This is a genomic window from Paenibacillus sp. D51F (assembly GCF_053345695.1).
Genome location: NZ_JBKFAO010000004.1, coordinates 23,998 through 40,280, shown reverse-complemented (window position 1 = coordinate 40,280; position 16,283 = coordinate 23,998). Strand labels below are relative to the sequence as shown.

General features: G+C 59.1%; 13 protein-coding genes and 1 riboswitch. Of the genes, 9 read left to right on the top strand and 4 right to left on the bottom strand.

What is annotated here, in order from left to right; all coding sequences use genetic code 11:
- Positions 1-85: 85 nt before the first annotated feature.
- The 4 genes from ACLBWT_RS09240 (at position 86) to ACLBWT_RS09225 (ending at position 6,268) form a co-directional block, all read left to right on the top strand.
- Entirely contained in the window at positions 86-1,975 is a 1,890-nt protein-coding gene (locus ACLBWT_RS09240) for a histidine kinase (protein WP_447662783.1), read from the top strand.
- Positions 1,975-3,537 (top strand): response regulator, encoded by a 1,563-nt coding sequence (locus ACLBWT_RS09235; RefSeq protein ID WP_447662782.1) that lies wholly within the window; start codon positions 1,975-1,977, stop codon positions 3,535-3,537. The genes ACLBWT_RS09240 and ACLBWT_RS09235 overlap by 1 nt, the downstream gene beginning before the upstream one ends.
- A 178-nt stretch (positions 3,538-3,715) precedes the next feature.
- Positions 3,716-5,386 (top strand): cellulase family glycosylhydrolase, encoded by a 1,671-nt coding sequence (locus ACLBWT_RS09230; RefSeq protein ID WP_447662781.1) that lies wholly within the window; start codon positions 3,716-3,718, stop codon positions 5,384-5,386.
- Between the two features lie 294 nt (positions 5,387-5,680).
- Positions 5,681-6,268 carry a YjgB family protein gene (locus tag ACLBWT_RS09225; RefSeq protein ID WP_447662780.1) on the top strand — a complete coding sequence of 196 codons (588 nt, stop codon included), beginning with the start codon at positions 5,681-5,683 and terminating at the stop codon, positions 6,266-6,268.
- A 133-nt stretch (positions 6,269-6,401) separates the two neighbouring features.
- Here ACLBWT_RS09225 and ACLBWT_RS09220 read toward each other — a convergent pair whose 3' ends face one another.
- Positions 6,402-6,908, bottom strand: a complete 507-nt coding sequence (locus tag ACLBWT_RS09220; protein WP_447663090.1) for a PCYCGC motif-containing (lipo)protein — start codon at positions 6,906-6,908, stop codon at positions 6,402-6,404.
- A gap of 205 nt (positions 6,909-7,113) precedes the next feature.
- Here ACLBWT_RS09220 and ACLBWT_RS09215 point away from each other — a divergent pair, with 205 nt between their 5' ends.
- Entirely contained in the window at positions 7,114-7,863 is a 750-nt protein-coding gene (locus ACLBWT_RS09215; protein WP_447662779.1) for a MerR family transcriptional regulator, read from the top strand.
- A gap of 70 nt (positions 7,864-7,933) precedes the next feature.
- Here the strand turns inward: ACLBWT_RS09215 and ACLBWT_RS09210 are convergent, their stop codons facing one another.
- On the bottom strand, positions 7,934-8,974 hold the full coding sequence (locus ACLBWT_RS09210) for a hypothetical protein (RefSeq protein ID WP_447662778.1): 1,041 nt from the start codon (positions 8,972-8,974) through the stop codon (positions 7,934-7,936).
- 130 nt (positions 8,975-9,104) lie between these two features.
- On the opposite strand from ACLBWT_RS09210, the gene ACLBWT_RS09205 reads away from it, so the two are divergent.
- Positions 9,105-9,899 (top strand): gluconate 2-dehydrogenase subunit 3 family protein, encoded by a 795-nt coding sequence (locus ACLBWT_RS09205; RefSeq protein WP_447662777.1) that lies wholly within the window; start codon positions 9,105-9,107, stop codon positions 9,897-9,899.
- A gap of 18 nt (positions 9,900-9,917) precedes the next feature.
- A complete protein-coding gene (locus ACLBWT_RS09200) occupies positions 9,918-11,636 on the top strand; it encodes a GMC family oxidoreductase (RefSeq protein WP_447662776.1) in 1,719 nt (572 codons plus the stop codon).
- A gap of 484 nt (positions 11,637-12,120) precedes the next feature.
- Here ACLBWT_RS09200 and ACLBWT_RS09195 read toward each other — a convergent pair whose 3' ends face one another.
- On the bottom strand, positions 12,121-12,315 hold the full coding sequence (locus ACLBWT_RS09195) for a twin-arginine translocase TatA/TatE family subunit (RefSeq protein WP_048744779.1): 195 nt from the start codon (positions 12,313-12,315) through the stop codon (positions 12,121-12,123).
- Positions 12,316-12,367: 52 nt separating this feature from the next.
- Complete coding sequence (tatC, locus tag ACLBWT_RS09190; protein WP_447662775.1) at positions 12,368-13,096, bottom strand: twin-arginine translocase subunit TatC; 729 nt, start codon at positions 13,094-13,096, stop codon at positions 12,368-12,370.
- 205 nt (positions 13,097-13,301) lie between these two features.
- Here tatC and ACLBWT_RS09185 point away from each other — a divergent pair, with 205 nt between their 5' ends.
- Together ACLBWT_RS09185 and ACLBWT_RS09180 are read left to right on the top strand one after the other, a co-directional pair.
- Positions 13,302-13,670, top strand: coding sequence for a c-type cytochrome (locus ACLBWT_RS09185; protein WP_447662774.1), 369 nt, complete (start codon positions 13,302-13,304; stop codon positions 13,668-13,670).
- A 347-nt stretch (positions 13,671-14,017) separates the two neighbouring features.
- On the top strand, positions 14,018-15,880 hold the full coding sequence (locus ACLBWT_RS09180; RefSeq protein ID WP_447662773.1) for an LTA synthase family protein: 1,863 nt from the start codon (positions 14,018-14,020) through the stop codon (positions 15,878-15,880).
- A gap of 196 nt (positions 15,881-16,076) precedes the next feature.
- Positions 16,077-16,276: riboswitch (cobalamin riboswitch) on the top strand.
- Positions 16,277-16,283: the final 7 nt, after the last annotated feature.

The following is a 16,283-nucleotide window of genomic DNA, read 5'->3' as shown; positions in this document are numbered from 1 at the left end:
GGTTGACCATCAAGCCTGGCCGTCCGCTTCCTTCCGAGGCGGATGACCGGGCTTGTACCATCATGAGGCAGGATGTGAAGGCAGCATGGCGAGAGCGGGCAGGCAGTTGACGGCAAAAGTTCGGGAGTACGCGGGCAGTCTGCCCCTGCAGGTGAAGCTGATCGCTTCATTCGTGCTCATCATTATCGTGCCGGTGGTGCTGTTCGCCTGGTATACGCTCCGCGGGGTGTCCGACTACTCGATTCGGGAGCTGACCAAGAAGAACGAGAGCATCCTTGACATCGAGAAGACGAATATCCGCAACAATATGGAGCTGATGGAATGGACGGGCCAGATGGCCTTGTCCAACCGGGAGATGGTCGACTATCTCCAGACGCAGGAGGATATGGATACCGCCTGGCTGCTGGAGTTCAAGACCAAGACGTTCAGCATGTTCCAGAATTTCCTGTTCAACAACCCGCGCATCGCCAACATCCGGCTGTTCAACAACAATCCGTACGTGCATGAGTTCTGGCCGGTCATCCTCAATGAAAGCCGGATCAAAACCAAGTATTGGTACGACACGGTCAAGCAGCAGAAGGGCATGGTCTGGTGGGAGCTGCAAAAGGACCGTTCCGTCCTCACCAATTCGACTGCCGGTCCCTTTGTGGAAATTCCGTACGTGTCCCTTCTCCGGGAATTCAAATACCCCGACGACACGACCCACAACGGCATCCTGGAAGTCAGCATGGAGCTGGAGAACTTCTTCAACAAGACGTTCGGCAGCGTCCAGGATCCGACCTCGCGGCTGCTGGTGGTGGGGCGCAACGGCGTCTTGTACACCGACAGGGGAGCGCCGATCTATGGGAGCAGCACGCCGGAGAGCCTGCTGAAGCATGTGAAGCTGACGGATTCGGAAGCCAACGTCATCTCGGCCTTCTCGGAGGGAGGCCAATCCTATCTGGCGCTGCACACGTACATCCCGATGCTGGACGTCCATCTCGTCAATCTCGTCAACCGGACGGACACGCTGGCCGACATCCAGAGAACGCGCGGCAACCTCGTCATCATGATCGTGGTGCTCGTCGCCGTCCTCAGCCTGCTGTCCTATTTCATGCAGTCGATCATTCTGAAGCGCCTGCGCGTCCTGAGGGATTCCATGAAAAAGGTGCGCAGCGGCGACTTCCACGTGGACGTGCCCGTGACGGGCAGCGACGAGGTCGGCGAGCTCGGCCATCATTACCGGCAGCTGCTGAAGAAGATCAACGAGCTGATCGTCGACCAGGTCAACCGGCAGGCGGCCTCCAAGGAGGCGGAGCTGCGATCGCTCAAAAACCAGATCGATTCGCATTTCCTCTACAACACGCTGGAGAACCTCAAGATGCTGGCGGAAATCGAAGGCCAGTACACGATATCCGATTCCTTGACATCGCTCGGCGGCATGATGCGGTACAGCCTCCAATGGACGAGGGGGCATGTGCGGCTGCGGGACGAGATCCAGCATATCCAGAATTACATGGCGATCATGAACGTCCGCTATGACGGCCGGCTCGAGCTCAAGCTGGATATTCCGCCGGAATGCATGGACCAGGAAGTGCTCAAGATGTCGCTCCAGCCGATCGTGGAGAATGCCGTCAAGCATGGAATGAACAGCGACTCCGGCAGCGGAAGGCTGACCGTTATCGTCTCCGCGTCGATCCGGATGAACGAGTGCGTCATCGAAGTGACCGATTCGGGAGCGGGCATTCCGGAGGAGAAGCTGCGCATGCTTACAGGCATGCTGCGAATGGATGAAGCTGATTACCAGGAGCTGAGGAGCCGCGTGCAGACGGGCAGCCGTGAAGGAAGCGGCATCGGGCTGCGGAATGTGGACCATAGGCTCGTCATGAGCTATGGCCGGGAGTACGGCATCCGGATCGAGAGCATCGAGGGCAGCTTTACGAAGGTGGTCATGACGCTGCCGCAACTGATTCTAACACGGGGGGAGAACATCTGATGCTAAGTCTGCTCATCGTCGACGACGAGAAAAATATCCGGCTCGGCCTGCAGGCCATGATCGAGCGCCAGTCCGCGGGCCGCTTCACGTATTTCTTCGCCGAGAACGGCCGCGAGGCTCTGGAGCTTCTCGGCAGGGAAAGTATCGATATCATGATTACCGATATCCGCATGCCCGTCATGGACGGCATCGCCCTGCTGGAGAAAATGCAGGAGCTTCCCTCGATTCCGGCAGTCATCATTTTGAGCGGACATGACGATTTCCCTTACGCCCGGGCAGCCATACGCTATCAAGCGAAGGAATACCTGCTGAAGCCGATCGTTCGGGAGGAGCTGTTCGCCGCTCTCGGGAGGCTGGAGGAGGAAGCCGAGCGCCGCAGGGAGCGGGAAGCGGCGGCAGCTTTTTCTCCTCCACCGGGCCAGGAGGAGGATGCTGGCGGCCAGCTTGCCTACGTGCTGTCCCAGGAGCGGATCGACATCGATGAGATTCGCGGCAGGCTGCTTGGCGCCGGACTCGGCTGGCTGGAGGCGGGCTTCTCCGTGGCTTTGGTGAAGATGCCGGAATCAGCCGGGGCTGATGCTCTGTCCCTGATCGTGAGGGCGGGGAAAACGCTCGGAGGAGAAGGAGATCGTTGGACGGCCTGCCGGGACCGGGAAGGGCTGTTCGTCCTTGCGGCGGCCGACGAGGGACTGCTGCGGCGGCTGTCGGAGCAGCTGTCCGGCAACGTGCTGCTTCCGGCCCGAATGGCGCTCAGCTCCCGCGCTTCGGGAATCGCCCAGCTGCGCCGCTCCTACAGCCAGGCCAGGCAGGTATTGAAATACTTCCTGCTGTATCCAGAGTCGGAGCTGCTGTCGTATGTCGGGCTTGGCGACCGAAGCTCCGGCTGTCCGGTTCCTGTCGAGGCTGTCCGAAGACTGTCCAACATTCTCGGAACGGGCAAGCTGCAGGAGATGAAGCGGCTGCTGCAGCAGATTCTGGATATCCGGACGGTGAGCCGCTGCGAGATCGGTTATTTGGAGGCGATCAGCCGCGTCCTGAACGAAGAGGTGTTCGACCGCGTCTTCCGCCACTACGGCGAGGAGTCCATCGAGATTCTGAGGCTGTACCGCCGCGCTGGCCATATCGAGAACTTCGACCGCTTCGACGACTACTACCGTCTGGTGGAACAGCTGCTGGAGCGCCTCGACGAATATGTCGCCGGCGTCCGGGGCGCCCATGGCGAGCGCAAGGATATGCAGAAGGCGGTCGAATATTTGCATGAGCATTTCGCCAGCGACGTGAACATGGCCGTGGTGTCCAATCATATTTCGCTCAACTACACCTATTTCAGCCAGGCATTCAAGGAGTACACGGGGGAGAGCTTCTCGGTGTACCTCCGCAGGCTCCGGCTGGCCAAGGCCAAGGAGCTGCTGGGCACCTCGGACCGGAAGGTGTACGAGATCAGCACGATGTCGGGCTTCGACAACGTGAAGCATTTCACGCGAGTGTTCAAGGAAGTGGAGGGCATCACCCCGCTGGAGTACCGCAGCCGCCAGCTGACGCATGGTGCGGGACGCTCCTGACCTTGCGGCGGCTGAAGCTTGGGAAGCATGCGCCTGAAAAGCACGAGTCTGAGTGCGGATCTGACCTGGCAGCGGCGGTTGAACCCATTTCGCCGTCGCTCCTGAAGATGCCGGGACAAAGACGGATCCGATTGATTTCATATGTAACCGATTACTTTATGCCAGGGAGGAACCGGAAATGGAGAGCCGTCAGCAGGAAGTGGAAGGCTGGGTAAGAGCGGAAGGAAAGCGGCTGGTCAACGGCAGAGGCGAGGATCTGATCCTGCGCGGTACAGGGCTTGGAAGCTGGCTGCTGCCGGAGGGATATATGTGGAAGCTGCCCGAGGGCGGCGACCGGCCGCGGCGCATCGAGCGCATGGTGTCGGATCTGATCGGGGAAGAGGAGTCTCGAGCCTTCTGGCGGACGTACCATGAACGCTATACGGCCGAGTCAGACATCCGGCAGATGGCGATGGAAGGATTCAACTCCGTGCGGGTTCCCTTCAATGCGAGGATGCTGCTGGAAGGGGAACGGAATGCCCAAGGCTATAATGATGAAGCGCTGAAGCTGCTCGATGACGTCATCGGCTGGTGCCGCAAATGGAAGCTGTACGTCATTCTGGACATGCACGGAGCGCCGGGCGGCCAGACGGGGGCCAATATCGACGATTCCGAGAAGGATCTGCCCGAGCTCTACATCTCTCCGGAGCATCGGCAGGCAGCCATCGACATGTGGCGCATGCTGGCAGAGCGCTACCGCGACGAGTGGATCGTGGCGGGCTACGATCTCTTGAACGAGCCGCTGCCGGAGTATCACGGACAGTACAACGGAGAAGCCGAGCCGCTGTACCGGGACATGATCGCCGCTATCCGCGAGGTCGACGAGCGCCATATGATCATCCTGGAGGGCGTCCATTGGTCGACCGACTGGTCGATCTTCACTGAGAAGCTGGACGGCAACGTGCTCTATCAATTCCACAAATACTGGAACAACCCGGATACGGAAAGCATCCGGAAGTACCTCGAATTCCGCGACGAGTGGAACGTGCCGATCTTCATGGGAGAGGGCGGCGAGAACGACCTGGACTGGTATGCAGGAGCGTTCCGGCTGTTCGAGGACCATGGCATCAGCTGGAATTTCTGGACGTGGAAGAAGATGGACACGATCAATTCCCCATGCTCGGTGGCCAAGCCGGTCGGCTGGGAGAAGCTCGGCGCCTATCTGGACGGAGGAGAGAAGCCGGATGCGTCCGAGGCCCGCGCCATTCTAGGCGCTTACCTGGATGGCCTCCCGCTGGAGGCATGCGACTATCATCCGGAAGTCGTCAACGCATTGTTCCGCAGGCTGCCGGTCCGCATCCCGGCCATCCATTACGGTTATGAGGGAGCTGGCAGCAGCTTCGGAAGCACGGGCGCCAAGGAATGGGAGAGCGGCTACCGCAAGGAAGACGGAATGGAGATCCGCTATCTCGACGGCAGGCCCAAGCTGCCTCCGACGGAGCCGGGCTGGCATCGCTGGGATACCGAGGGAGGGCTCTGCCTTGAGCTGAAGGATGGCGAATGGGCGGCATATGACTTTACCGTCCGCGGCGGGTCCGGGGCTGCGGAGACGGATAGAGCGGGCGAGGCGCACCCTGCTGAAGCTGCGAGGTATCGGCTGAAGCTCCACGCGATCGCTCTCGATCCGGCTGGAGCCGCGGCGGTCGAGCTGGACGGGCGTCCGCTTGCGGAGCTGTCTCCGGCAGTAGGCTGGGACGCGGTAGTACAGGAGGCCGAGCTGCCGGCGCTGGAGGAAGGCGCGCATCGGATCGTCGTCAAGGCTCGGGGAGCCTCCCTGCGAGTGGAATCCCTGCTTTTCGAGCGGATCTGAGACGCGGCAAAAGAGTGGAGACGGCCGGAATCAAAGGGATGGCAAAAGGAAAGCCCGGAAGGCTGCTCGGCAGCCTTCCGGCTTTTTTGGTCTGGAAATCCGGATTGAGGGACTAGGCAAAGGGAGGAGGCTCAAAGAACGGAGGGATTAATTTCCTGTCCGCCTGCCGGGAGAATCTGCGCAACAAATCGCCGGCCAGGGACGTCGGGTAGATATGAATCCATTACGAGGTAAATAGTTTACCTCTAAAATGGGTAAGGGTATCCATACCCCAATCTACAGGAGGTCTTCAACATGAACTTGCAATGGACGAAAAAAACCGCCTTCGCTGTTCTCGCCGCCGGGGTTCTGGCAACATCCGGATCCGCGCTGCCTTACTCTTCCGCTCATGCAGCCGCTTCGACCGCTGCCGTATCGGCGCATGACCAGGCCGCAGCCAAGCTGAACAGCTTTTATAAGCCGGCTCTCAAGGGCCAATTCCCTGATTTCAACTCCTTCACGGTCGGAAAGACTACCCGCCAGACCGTCGTCAAGACGATCGGAGCGCCGATGATGCCGATGAAGGACTCGGACGGGTTCGACGTGTATACGGCGGACATGGGACAACCCGGCTACGCCTTCAACTACAAGCTGGGCAAAATCCGCGAGATGCGCTACTTCGGCACGAACGTGGAGCGCCAGACGAATATCGGCGGCATTACGGTCAAGCTGCTCGTGCAGCAGTGGGGAGCGCCCGACGCATCCGTCATTTTCAAGACGGGCAAGACGCAGCAGAAGAAGATCAGCTACGTGCGCGGGGATTACCAGCTCGACTTCATCTTCAACAACATCAACGGAACCGACTGCGCGCATATCAATCTGAAAGCCAAGACGTTGAAATAAGGTCTGGCATCAATCTTCATAGGCTGAAAGGTTCACGCGGGTGATCGTCAATGCCGCGAATGGAAAAAGAGGCTTTCGGGTAATTCCCCCGACAGCCTCTTTGCGCTGCTTTGCATGAGCTCGGTTGCTTGGCTCAGGAAGCCTTGTACTGCTCCTCGATGGACTCGCGGATCTGCTTGGGCGTCTTTCCTTCGGCCAGCATGCTGATGGACTGGGCCGCGATCTGCAGGCAGACGCCGCAGCGGGTGCCGTGATCGTCCCAGACGACGGAGCCGTCCTCCTTGATTTCATGGACGAAGCAGTTCATGTTGCTCTTATGTCCGGCGGAGCTTTCCATGCAGCCGCAATAACACGGCATGCCCGCCAGCAGCTCCGTCGCCTGGCCGGCAGCCTGATAGACGAGCCGCACCTGCTCCGGCTGTCCGTCCAGGAACTTCGGCAGCGTCTCTGCCGATGCCGTCGTCTCCTGCAGATCGCCGCTGACCGTGTGGACCTCGCCGTCTCCATGCCCGGCATGGCCTTCTCCCCCGGATTGCGCGGCCTTGTCCGCTCCTCCGCTGCTGCAAGCAGCGGTCAGCAGCAGCAGGGACAGGGAGCCGAGCAGCGTTATCCTTCGAATCCTTCCGCCTAACGCCATCATCATGTCGCACAGCCTTTCCGGGAACTCTTGAGGCGAGCATGCGGCCCTGCCGACGCCAGCCCAGAGCGGCTTGTCCCGCATTGTCTGGCGCCAAGCGGGCTGGCTTGTCCCCGCGTTTTCTTTTTCTTACTATAACATAGGAAGATGCTGTTGACTCTCACGCAGCGTGAGGCCTTATTCTGAGGCAGAAGGGAGAGACGCGAATATGCTCAAGGTGAAGGAAGCAGCGGAGCTGGCCGGCATCAGCGTGCGCACGCTGCATCATTACGACGAGATCGGCCTGCTTCATCCGGAGGAAGCGACGGAGTCCGGCTACCGGCTGTATTCCGACCGCGATCTCGCCATGCTCCAGCAGATCCTGTTTTTTCGCGAGCTCGGATTCCCTTTGAAGCAGATCAAGTCCATTCTCCAGGATCCGGGCTTCTCGGAAGCCGAAGCGCTGCGGCTGCACCGGGATATGCTGCTGGAGAAGCGGAGGAGGCTAGATGCCATGATCCGCACCGTCGACAAGACGCTGCGGCATGCCGAAGGAGAGATGAAGATGAGCAGCACGGAAAGGTTTGAAGGATTCGATTTCTCGTCCAATCCCTACGAGAAGGAAGCGCGCGAACGCTGGGGCGACCGGAAGGTTGACGAGGCGAAGGCGGCAGCGAAGGGCATGACAAAGCAGGACCAGGAAGCCTTCAACGACGTTTATCGCCGGCTGGCGGATGTTCGGCATCTGCAGCCGGATTCCGCTCCGGCGCAGGAGGCGGTCGGGGAGTGGTACCGCGTGCTTCAGACGTTCGGCACGTACACGCCGGAGATGTTCCGGGGACTCGGCCGGATGTACGTCGACGATGCGCGGTTCACAGCCAACATCGACAAGTTCGGCGACGGTCTCGCTGTCTTCATGCGCGACGCGATGGCTGCGTACGCAGATCGAGCCCGGGAAGAGGAAGCCGGAGGGAACTGAAGGATGAGGAAACAAGGAAAAGGCAGCTCCGGAGCAAGGTCCGGGCTGCCTTTTTCCTTTTTGCGGAAACTTAACGCTGCTGCTTTCCGACCAGCTTCAGCAGCTCGCCGAGCAGATCGCCGGCCTTGGCCGCATCCTTGTTGGAAACAGCGATGGGCCCGGCTTTGTCACTTGCCGATGTACCCTTGACCGTCCCCTCGGGAGCCATTTCCGTCCCGGCCGTGCCTCCGGCCGTGCCTCCGGCCGTGCCTCCCGCCATGCCTCCCGCCGTGCCTCCCGCAGCGCCTCCCGCCGTGCCTCCCGCCATGCCTCCGGCAGCGCCGTTCTGCTCGAGCAGGCTCCGGAGCTTGTCGATCAGCTTGATGGCTTGGGAGCTTTCGATGCTGTCCACGTCGACTTGATCGCCGAGATATTCCTTGAGCTTGGCCTTCGCCTCTTCCAGGTTGCTGGAATCGACGCTTTTGGCGCCGTAAGTGCCCGCGGATTTCGTGTTCTCGGCTCCGTGGCCGCTGAAGCCTGCCGTTCCGCTCAGCAGCTTCTTCTGCATCGGATCGTAGCTTGCGGACGTCATGCCGCGCTTCGAGGAAGCGAGAATGACATGGTCGTCAAACACGAATACCTTCACGCCTTCGATGCCGTCGGCTTTGAGCCGGGATTGCAGATGCGACGAGAAGCCGCCGCTGTGCAGGCCGGAGCTGCCGATGAGGCTGTAGGTCGACGTTCCGAGTCCATGCGTCGTTCCGGCATGCTCGTAAGTCGTCGTTTTTTTGTTCCGGTCGATGCTCGGAATTTCCGTCGTGCCGTCCGCCATTCCATACCCCGAAGCTCCGTATGGATGGTGGCCGTCCATGCCCATGCCGTAGCCGGTAATCCGCTCACCCGTGCGCTCCAGCGCGCGCGTGCCGCTGCGAGCCGAATGGCTCACGTCGCGGCCTACGTTTTCGATTCCTCTAACCGTGTTATTGCCCGCTTTCTCCAGGCCTCGCACGGCCGAATGACCGGCTCCATGCATCTGCTTTCCATTTTCCTTGGCCGGGCCCGCGCATGCGCCCAGCGCCGCCATGCTGCCGACTAGCACGCTGGCGGCCGCAAACCGTATCGCTTTTTTCATCAAGTGCAACCTCCATCCGCATATTGACAAGCGCAAATAGGGTATCCTTTTGATTTCAAATGTATAATGCTTTCTTCTTGGAAAATAATACGGACATTACCATCTTGCAATCAGGGAGGAATCTATCCGCATGGACACAGACAAGCAGGGCCCCGGCGCGGACCGGAAGGATCCCGTACAGGAGCCATCAAGAAGGCGGTTTCTCATTCGTTCCGGGTATGCGCTTGGAGGACTTGTCGTCGGGGGAGCCGTAGGCGCCCTCATTCCCCGCAAGCATGCAGAGGCGAACACGGGCAAGGAGGGGGAAGGAACCGCCGCCACCGCCGCCACCAAGGTACCCGGAAACTTCAACCGCGCGCTCATGTTCTTCACCCAGTCCCAGTTCGCGATCGTGCAAGCCGCTATGGAGCGGATCTATCCCGAGGACGACCACGGGCCCGGAGCCGCTTCCTTGGGCTCCGCCTTCTTCATCGATCATCAGCTCGCCGGCGATTACGGCTTCAACTCCCGCGACTACATGTCCCCGCCATTCTATGCGGGCGAAAAGGTCCAAGGCTATCAGGGCAGGCTGCTGCGGCGGGACATGTATCTCATCGGGCTGCAGGAGATGGACAATTACAGCCAGACGAAATACCAGAAGGGCTTCGCCTCGCTCGAGCCCGCGCAGCAGGACCAGGTGCTGGCCGCGTTCCAGGCCGACGAGGTGAAGCTGACCACAATCTCGGCCAGCGGCTTCTTCAATATGCTGCGCGCGAATACGATCGAGGGCGCCTACAGCGATCCGCTGTACGGCGGCAATGCCGACATGGCCGGCTGGAAGATGAGGAACTACCCGGGCAACCAGATGAGCTACACCAATATCATCGAGAAGGATTTCACGAAGATCGCTCCGCAAAGCCTGCAGGAGCATATGGCGATCCATTAGCCGGAAGGAGCTGTCAGCATGCCAAGGAAATTACCCAAAACCGACGTCGTCGTCGTCGGGGTCGGCTGGGCAGGGGGCATCATCGCCTCCGAGCTGACCAAGCAAGGTCTAGGCGTCGTCGGACTGGAGCGCGGAAGAGAGCGCAAGACCGAAGATTATTTCATGGTCCATGACGAGCTTCGCTACGGCGTGAGGTACGATTTGATGCAGGATCTGTCCAAAGAAACGATCACGTTCCGCAGCAAGGAGCAGGTAAGGGCGCTGCCGATGCGGCAGTACGGCTCGTTCCTGCTCGGCGACGGGCTGGGCGGCGCCGGCGTGCACTGGAACGGACAGACATTCCGCTTTTTGCCCTATGATTTCCAGATCCGGACGAAAACGATCGAGCGCTACGGAAAGGCGAAAATTCCGGACGGCATGACGCTGCAGGATTGGGGTGTCACGTACGACGAGATGGAGCCTTACTACGACAAGTTCGAGAAGCTGATCGGGCTGTCCGGCGAGGAGAACCCGCTTGGAGGCAAGCGGTCGAATCCTTATCCGACGCCTCCGATGAAGAAGACTCCCGCCATGCAGAAATTCATCGAAGCGGCCAAGAAGCTGAACCTGAATCCCTATATGCAGCCTTCCGCCAACCTGTCGGAAAACTATACGAATCCGGACGGGGTGTCGCGCGCGGCTTGCCAGTACTGCGGGTATTGCGAACGGTTCGGCTGCGAGTACGGAGCCAAGGCGGACCCTGTAGTCACCGTCATTCCGGTCGCCAAAAAAACGGGGAAATTCGAAATCAGGACCCATTCCAACGTTCGCCGAATCTTACATACCGGGGGCAAGGCGACAGGAGTGCTCTATACGGACGTCACGACCGGCGAGGAGATCGAGCAGCCGGCGGACATCGTCGTCGTCACGAGTTATGTGTTCAACAATGTGCGCTTGATGCTGATGTCCGGCATCGGCAAGCCGTACGATCCCGCCACCGGCAAGGGCGTCATCGGCCGCAACTATGCCTATCAGGTCCTCAAGGGCAACGCGGCGGGATTTTTCGAGAACGAGGAATTCAACAACTTCGCGGGGGCAGGCGCTCTCGGCGTCAATCTGGACAACTACAACGGAGACAACTTTGACCACAGCGACCTGAAGTTCATCCACGGCGGCTCCATCAGCATCGGCCAGACCGGCCAGCGCCCTATCCTGAACAACCCGGTCCCTTCGGGAACGCCGGCATGGGGAGCCGAATTCAAGAAGAATTCTCTGAAATACGCCAACCGGGTGCTGTCTGTCGGAGGCCAAGGGTCATCGATGCCGTTCCGCCATCACTTCCTCGATCTCGATCCGACCTACAAGGACACGTTCGGCGACCCGCTCGTGCGGATCACGTTCGACTTCGAGGAGCAGGACCGCGAGCTTGCGGTGTTCCTGGCCAACAAATCGGCCGAGATCGTCAAGGAGATGGGCGCGAGCCATGTCGAACAGCTCAAGGAACTGGGGCCGTACGACATCGTGACCTATCAGTCCACGCATAATACGGGCGGCGTCGTGATGGGCGACTCCCCGGAAACGTCGGCGGTGAACAGCTATTCCCAAAGCTGGGATGTCGACAATCTGTTCGTCGTGGGCGCAAGCTCGTTCCCGATGAACTCGGGCTACAATCCGACCGGCACGGTCGGGGCGCTCGCTTACCGGGCCGCGGAGGGGATACTGGAATACCACAAGAAGGGCGGCAGCCTGGCGAAATAAAACTTCAAGGGCCAACCGAACCGATTGGCCCTTTTCCTTGCGCATATGGCGGTACGCAGAAGCAGGATAAGGCGGAAAACGGGCCTTAATGGTGCTTCCAGCGGTATGCAGAGGTGGATTAAGGACCGAAACGGGCCTTAATGGTGCTTCCAGCGGTATGCACAGGTGGATAAGGACCGAAACGGGCCTTAATGATGCTTCCAGCGTTATGTACAGGTGGATAAGGTCCAAAACGGCCCTTAATGGTGCTTCCAGCGGTATGCAGAGGTGGATTAAGAACCGAAACGGGCCTTAATGATGCTTCCAGCGGTATGCAGAGGTGGATAAGGACCGAAACGGGCCTTAATGGTGCTTCCAGCGGTATGCAGAGGTGGATAAGGACCGAAACGGGCCTTAGCCTGGACCAGCCTTACCATAACAAAGAGGCTGTCTCTCGCCGAAGCGGCGCTTGAGACAGCCCCATTCAAATGCTCGCAGCAAGAAGCTAGTTCAGCTGCTTGCGCTCTTCCTTGGACGGTTCGATGACATCGTCGTCGACGATTCCTTTGGTGGAGTTGCGGAACTCGCGCAGCGTATCGCCGAAGGCGCGCCCAAGCTGAGGAAGCTTGGCCGGGCCGAACACGATCAGGGCAATGGCGAAAATGATGACCAGCCCGGAAATGCCGATATTGTTGAACATGATGTTGGTCTCCTTTCCGATCAGATATCAGCCGGCATGCGCCTTCGGCGCCTCACGGGGAGGCGACGGGCTGCGCTCGGCGGTTATAGAGCCTGACAGACAGGAACGCGCTGATCTCGTACAGTACAACGAGCGGAATCGTCACCGACAGATGGGAGACGAAATCCGGCGGCGAGATGCAGGAGCCGACGACGGCCAGGCCGAGATAGGCGTATTTGCGCGTCTGCTTGAGCCTGGCCGGAGTCAGCATGCCGATCCGGGTGAGGAACAGAATGACGAGCGGCATCTCGAAAGCAAGCGCGAGCGGGAACACGACGCTGAACAGGAAAGAGAAGTAGCGGTCGATGCCGTACGTTTCCACGGCGCCTACCGTCCGGTTCATTTTTTGCATGAAATCCAGCATCATCGGGAACACGACCCAATAGCTGAAGGCCAGACCCGTCAAGAAGAGCAGGAAGGAGGCCGGAACGTACATCAGCGTCCCCTTGGCCTCCCTGTCGGTGAGCCCGGGCTTCACGAAAGCCCACAGCTGGAACAGAACGACCGGCAGCACGAGCACGAGGGCGAAAAGCGTCGCGCAGCGCAAGTAGACGAACAATCCATCCGTGTAGGCGAACACATTCCATTGAACGTCTGTTCCGGCATGCGAGCGGATCAGCTTCAGCAAATGGGGGGAGGCGTACATGCCGCCGCAAAATGCGGTGACAAAGCAAGCTCCGACCACGATCAATCGCCGCCGCAGCTCCTCCAGATGGCGGATCCATTCCTCCTGCGCGGACATTGGGCAGCACCTCCTTCACCGGTTCGGGCCGCCGGCAGAATGGCAGTTCTTGCCTCGGCGGTTTCCAGGTACAGGAATAGATTCTCCGAATGAAGGAAGCCTTATGCACAAAAGGAATTCGCAGCATGCGAAGAACAAGCATGAGGAAGGAAAATTCGGGGATTCTACTTGTATCCGAAAGGATAATCGAAGGAGGCATGTACCGATGGATCCTAAGAAAAAATGGCTTCTCGCGGCCGTGCTGGCTCTGTTCGTGCTTGCGGCTGCCGCCTGCGGCGGAGGCAACAAGAACAACGGCGGGACAGGAAACGCCGGTGAAGCGACGCCGGCCGGCAATGGCGGCACGACGACCGCTCATGCGGAGGAAGTGTACAAGTCCAACTGCATCAGCTGCCATGCGGCTGATCTCGGGGGAGGCGTCGGCCCGAACCTGCAGAAGATCGGCGCCAGCGAGTCGGCGGAGAAGATCCGCCATCAGATCGAGAATGGAGGCGGAGGCATGCCGGCCTACAAAGGAACGCTCAGCGACGCGGATATCACCGCGCTGACCGACTGGCTTGCCTCCAAGAAGTAAACAGCCGCGGAAATCCCCGCAGCCTCACGATGAGGAGCGGGGATTTTTTGCGTTCCGATTTGCCGGTCCGAGGGGCAAGCCTGTGAGCCGGGAGGCGGCTGCACGCTGCTTGCCAACCCGGCTCTTGAGTTCGGGATCTTGCCAGCCTCTGCCCCCTGTTTCATGACATGCCCTCCTAGTTTATGGGTCTATACCCATTTCCAAAAGATTCCTGACAAGGAGCCATGATTTGATTGACTGCTTAAATAACCGGATGTATGATATATGGCGTTGGCGGCGTTCGAAGCGAATCCGTCCGATTTCACGTTCTCATTCCATCATTCTACAGGTAAGGAAGTCATGTCGAAATGAAGATCATTTTACGGCTGGGCAACCTCCGTTTTTTGCTGTTTACCCTTATTCTGCTGGCCAAGAGCGCTCTGGCCTGGTATATCGTGTTCGAAGACGGTCCCAGCTGGACCATGCTGCTGACGGAGATTCCGTTCATGTGGGCCGTATTCTGCCTGATTGAGTGGCTGGCTTCCAAACGCAAGCTGCTGTATTACACTCTGGCGGATCTGGCATTCACTTTCCTGTATTTCGCGGTTCTGATGTACTTCAAGTATTACGGCGTCATCGTCACCTACCATCAGCTCAACCAGGCGGGCAAAGTGACCGAGGTCGGGGAAAGCACGTATTCCTTGATGGATCCTTATTATCTGCTCGTCTTCGCCGACATCATCATTCTGCTGTTCCTGCAAGTGCGGCTGCGGATGAAGAAGAAATCCGGATATGACGCCAGCAGGCTGCTGCCGTACCGGAAGCCCGCGGTGCTTGGCATTCTCGTCCTTTCCGTTGCTCTCTGCGTCTTCGATATCTGGCCGAACCGGGCCAGCATGAACGAAAGCAAGCAGGCGGAGGAAATGGGCATCCTCAATTACGAATTCTATACGCTGCTGTCGGACGGCATCGACAAGCAGGAGACCGAGACGGTTCCGGTCACCCAGGCGGCGATCGACGAGCTCAAGGGTATTTCCGCCAGCCCGAATCCGGATGCCTTCGGCGCCGCGAAAGGCAAGAACGTCATCATCATCCAGATGGAATCGTTCCAGAACTTCCTGGTCGGGCTCAAGGTGGACGGCCAGGAAGTCACGCCGAATATCAACAAGCTCGCCGATGAGAATTACTACTACAAGAACTTCTACAGCTCTGCGGGCTCCGGCACGACCTCCGACGCCGAGTATGTGGTCAACACGTCGCTGTACGTTCCCGCGCATGAGCCGGCGGTGCAGGCGCTTCCGAAGAACGGCCTTCCGAGCCTGCCCAAGCTGCTCCAGAAGATCGGCTACGAGACGGCGACATTCCATACGAACGACGTCCAGTTCTGGAACCGCTCCGAGCTGTACCCGGCTCTTGGATGGCAGCATTTTTATGACAAAAGCTATTTCGGAGACGGCGATCATGTGGCGTTCGGCGCCTCGGACAGCGTCCTCTTCTCCAAAACGATGCCGAAGCTGGAGGAGATGAGCGCATCCGGCAAGCCGTTCTACGCTCAGATCATTACGATGAGCGCCCACCATCCGTACAATATCCCGGAATCCAAGATGACGCTGGATTTGCCGGACAACTTGGACGACACGCTGCTTGGGCGTTATTTGCAGGCGCAGCACTTCGCGGATCAAGCGCTTGGCCGATTCATCGACGAGATGAAGAGCAGCGGGATGTGGGACAACAGCATGGTCATGTTTTACGGCGACCATCAAGGTCTGCCCGTCTATACGCTCGACAAGAATGAAAAGACGTCCATCGATGCGATGATCGGCCATGAATACAGCTATGCCGACATGTTCAACATTCCGTTCATCCTTCACGCTCCGGGCGTTACGGGACCTTCCGTCATTACCGAGACAGGCGGGCAGATCGACATCATGCCGACCGTGGCGAATCTGGCGGGAATTCCGCTTGCGGACCAGATCCACTTCGGCACCGACCTGCTGAATCTCAAGGGACGTCCGAACATGCTGCCGGTGCGGCATTTCCTTCCTACCGGCTCGGTCATTACGGATTCCGACGTGTTCGTTCCCGGCAATGCGTTCGAGGACGGCACCAACTACCCTCTCGTGGGCAAGGACACCGGCGGACGCAAGACGACCGAGGATGAATTCAACCGCACCCTTCAGCTGCTGAAGCTGTCCGACAGCTACAGCCAGACGCTGCGGGATGAGCCTTGATTCAGCCGGAATTTTTGAAGACAGCCTTGCTCACGAGCATGGCTGTCTTTCTTTCTTTCGCGGCTGTGGGCCAAGCATTGAAGGAGGCGGAGAATATCCGGGAACCGGCTGCCGGGTCGTCGCGGCGCTTGGAGCCGCAAACTGGGTACTGTGTTTTGAAGCGGAGTCTGCTACAATGAGGGATGACTTTTTACAATTGCATAGTTGCTTTTATGGTGCCTGCGCGGGTATTTCGCCTGCGGGGCTTAATAGGGAAGTTCGATGGAAATTCGACGCGGTCCCGCCACTGTGAAGCCGAGCGGCTGCCCGAGGCATCCACTGTCCCTGCCGGGATGGGAAGGAAGGGCGGCGCGATGAAGCGAAGCCAGGAGACCTGCCATAGAAAGCTTGAATCATAGCTTCC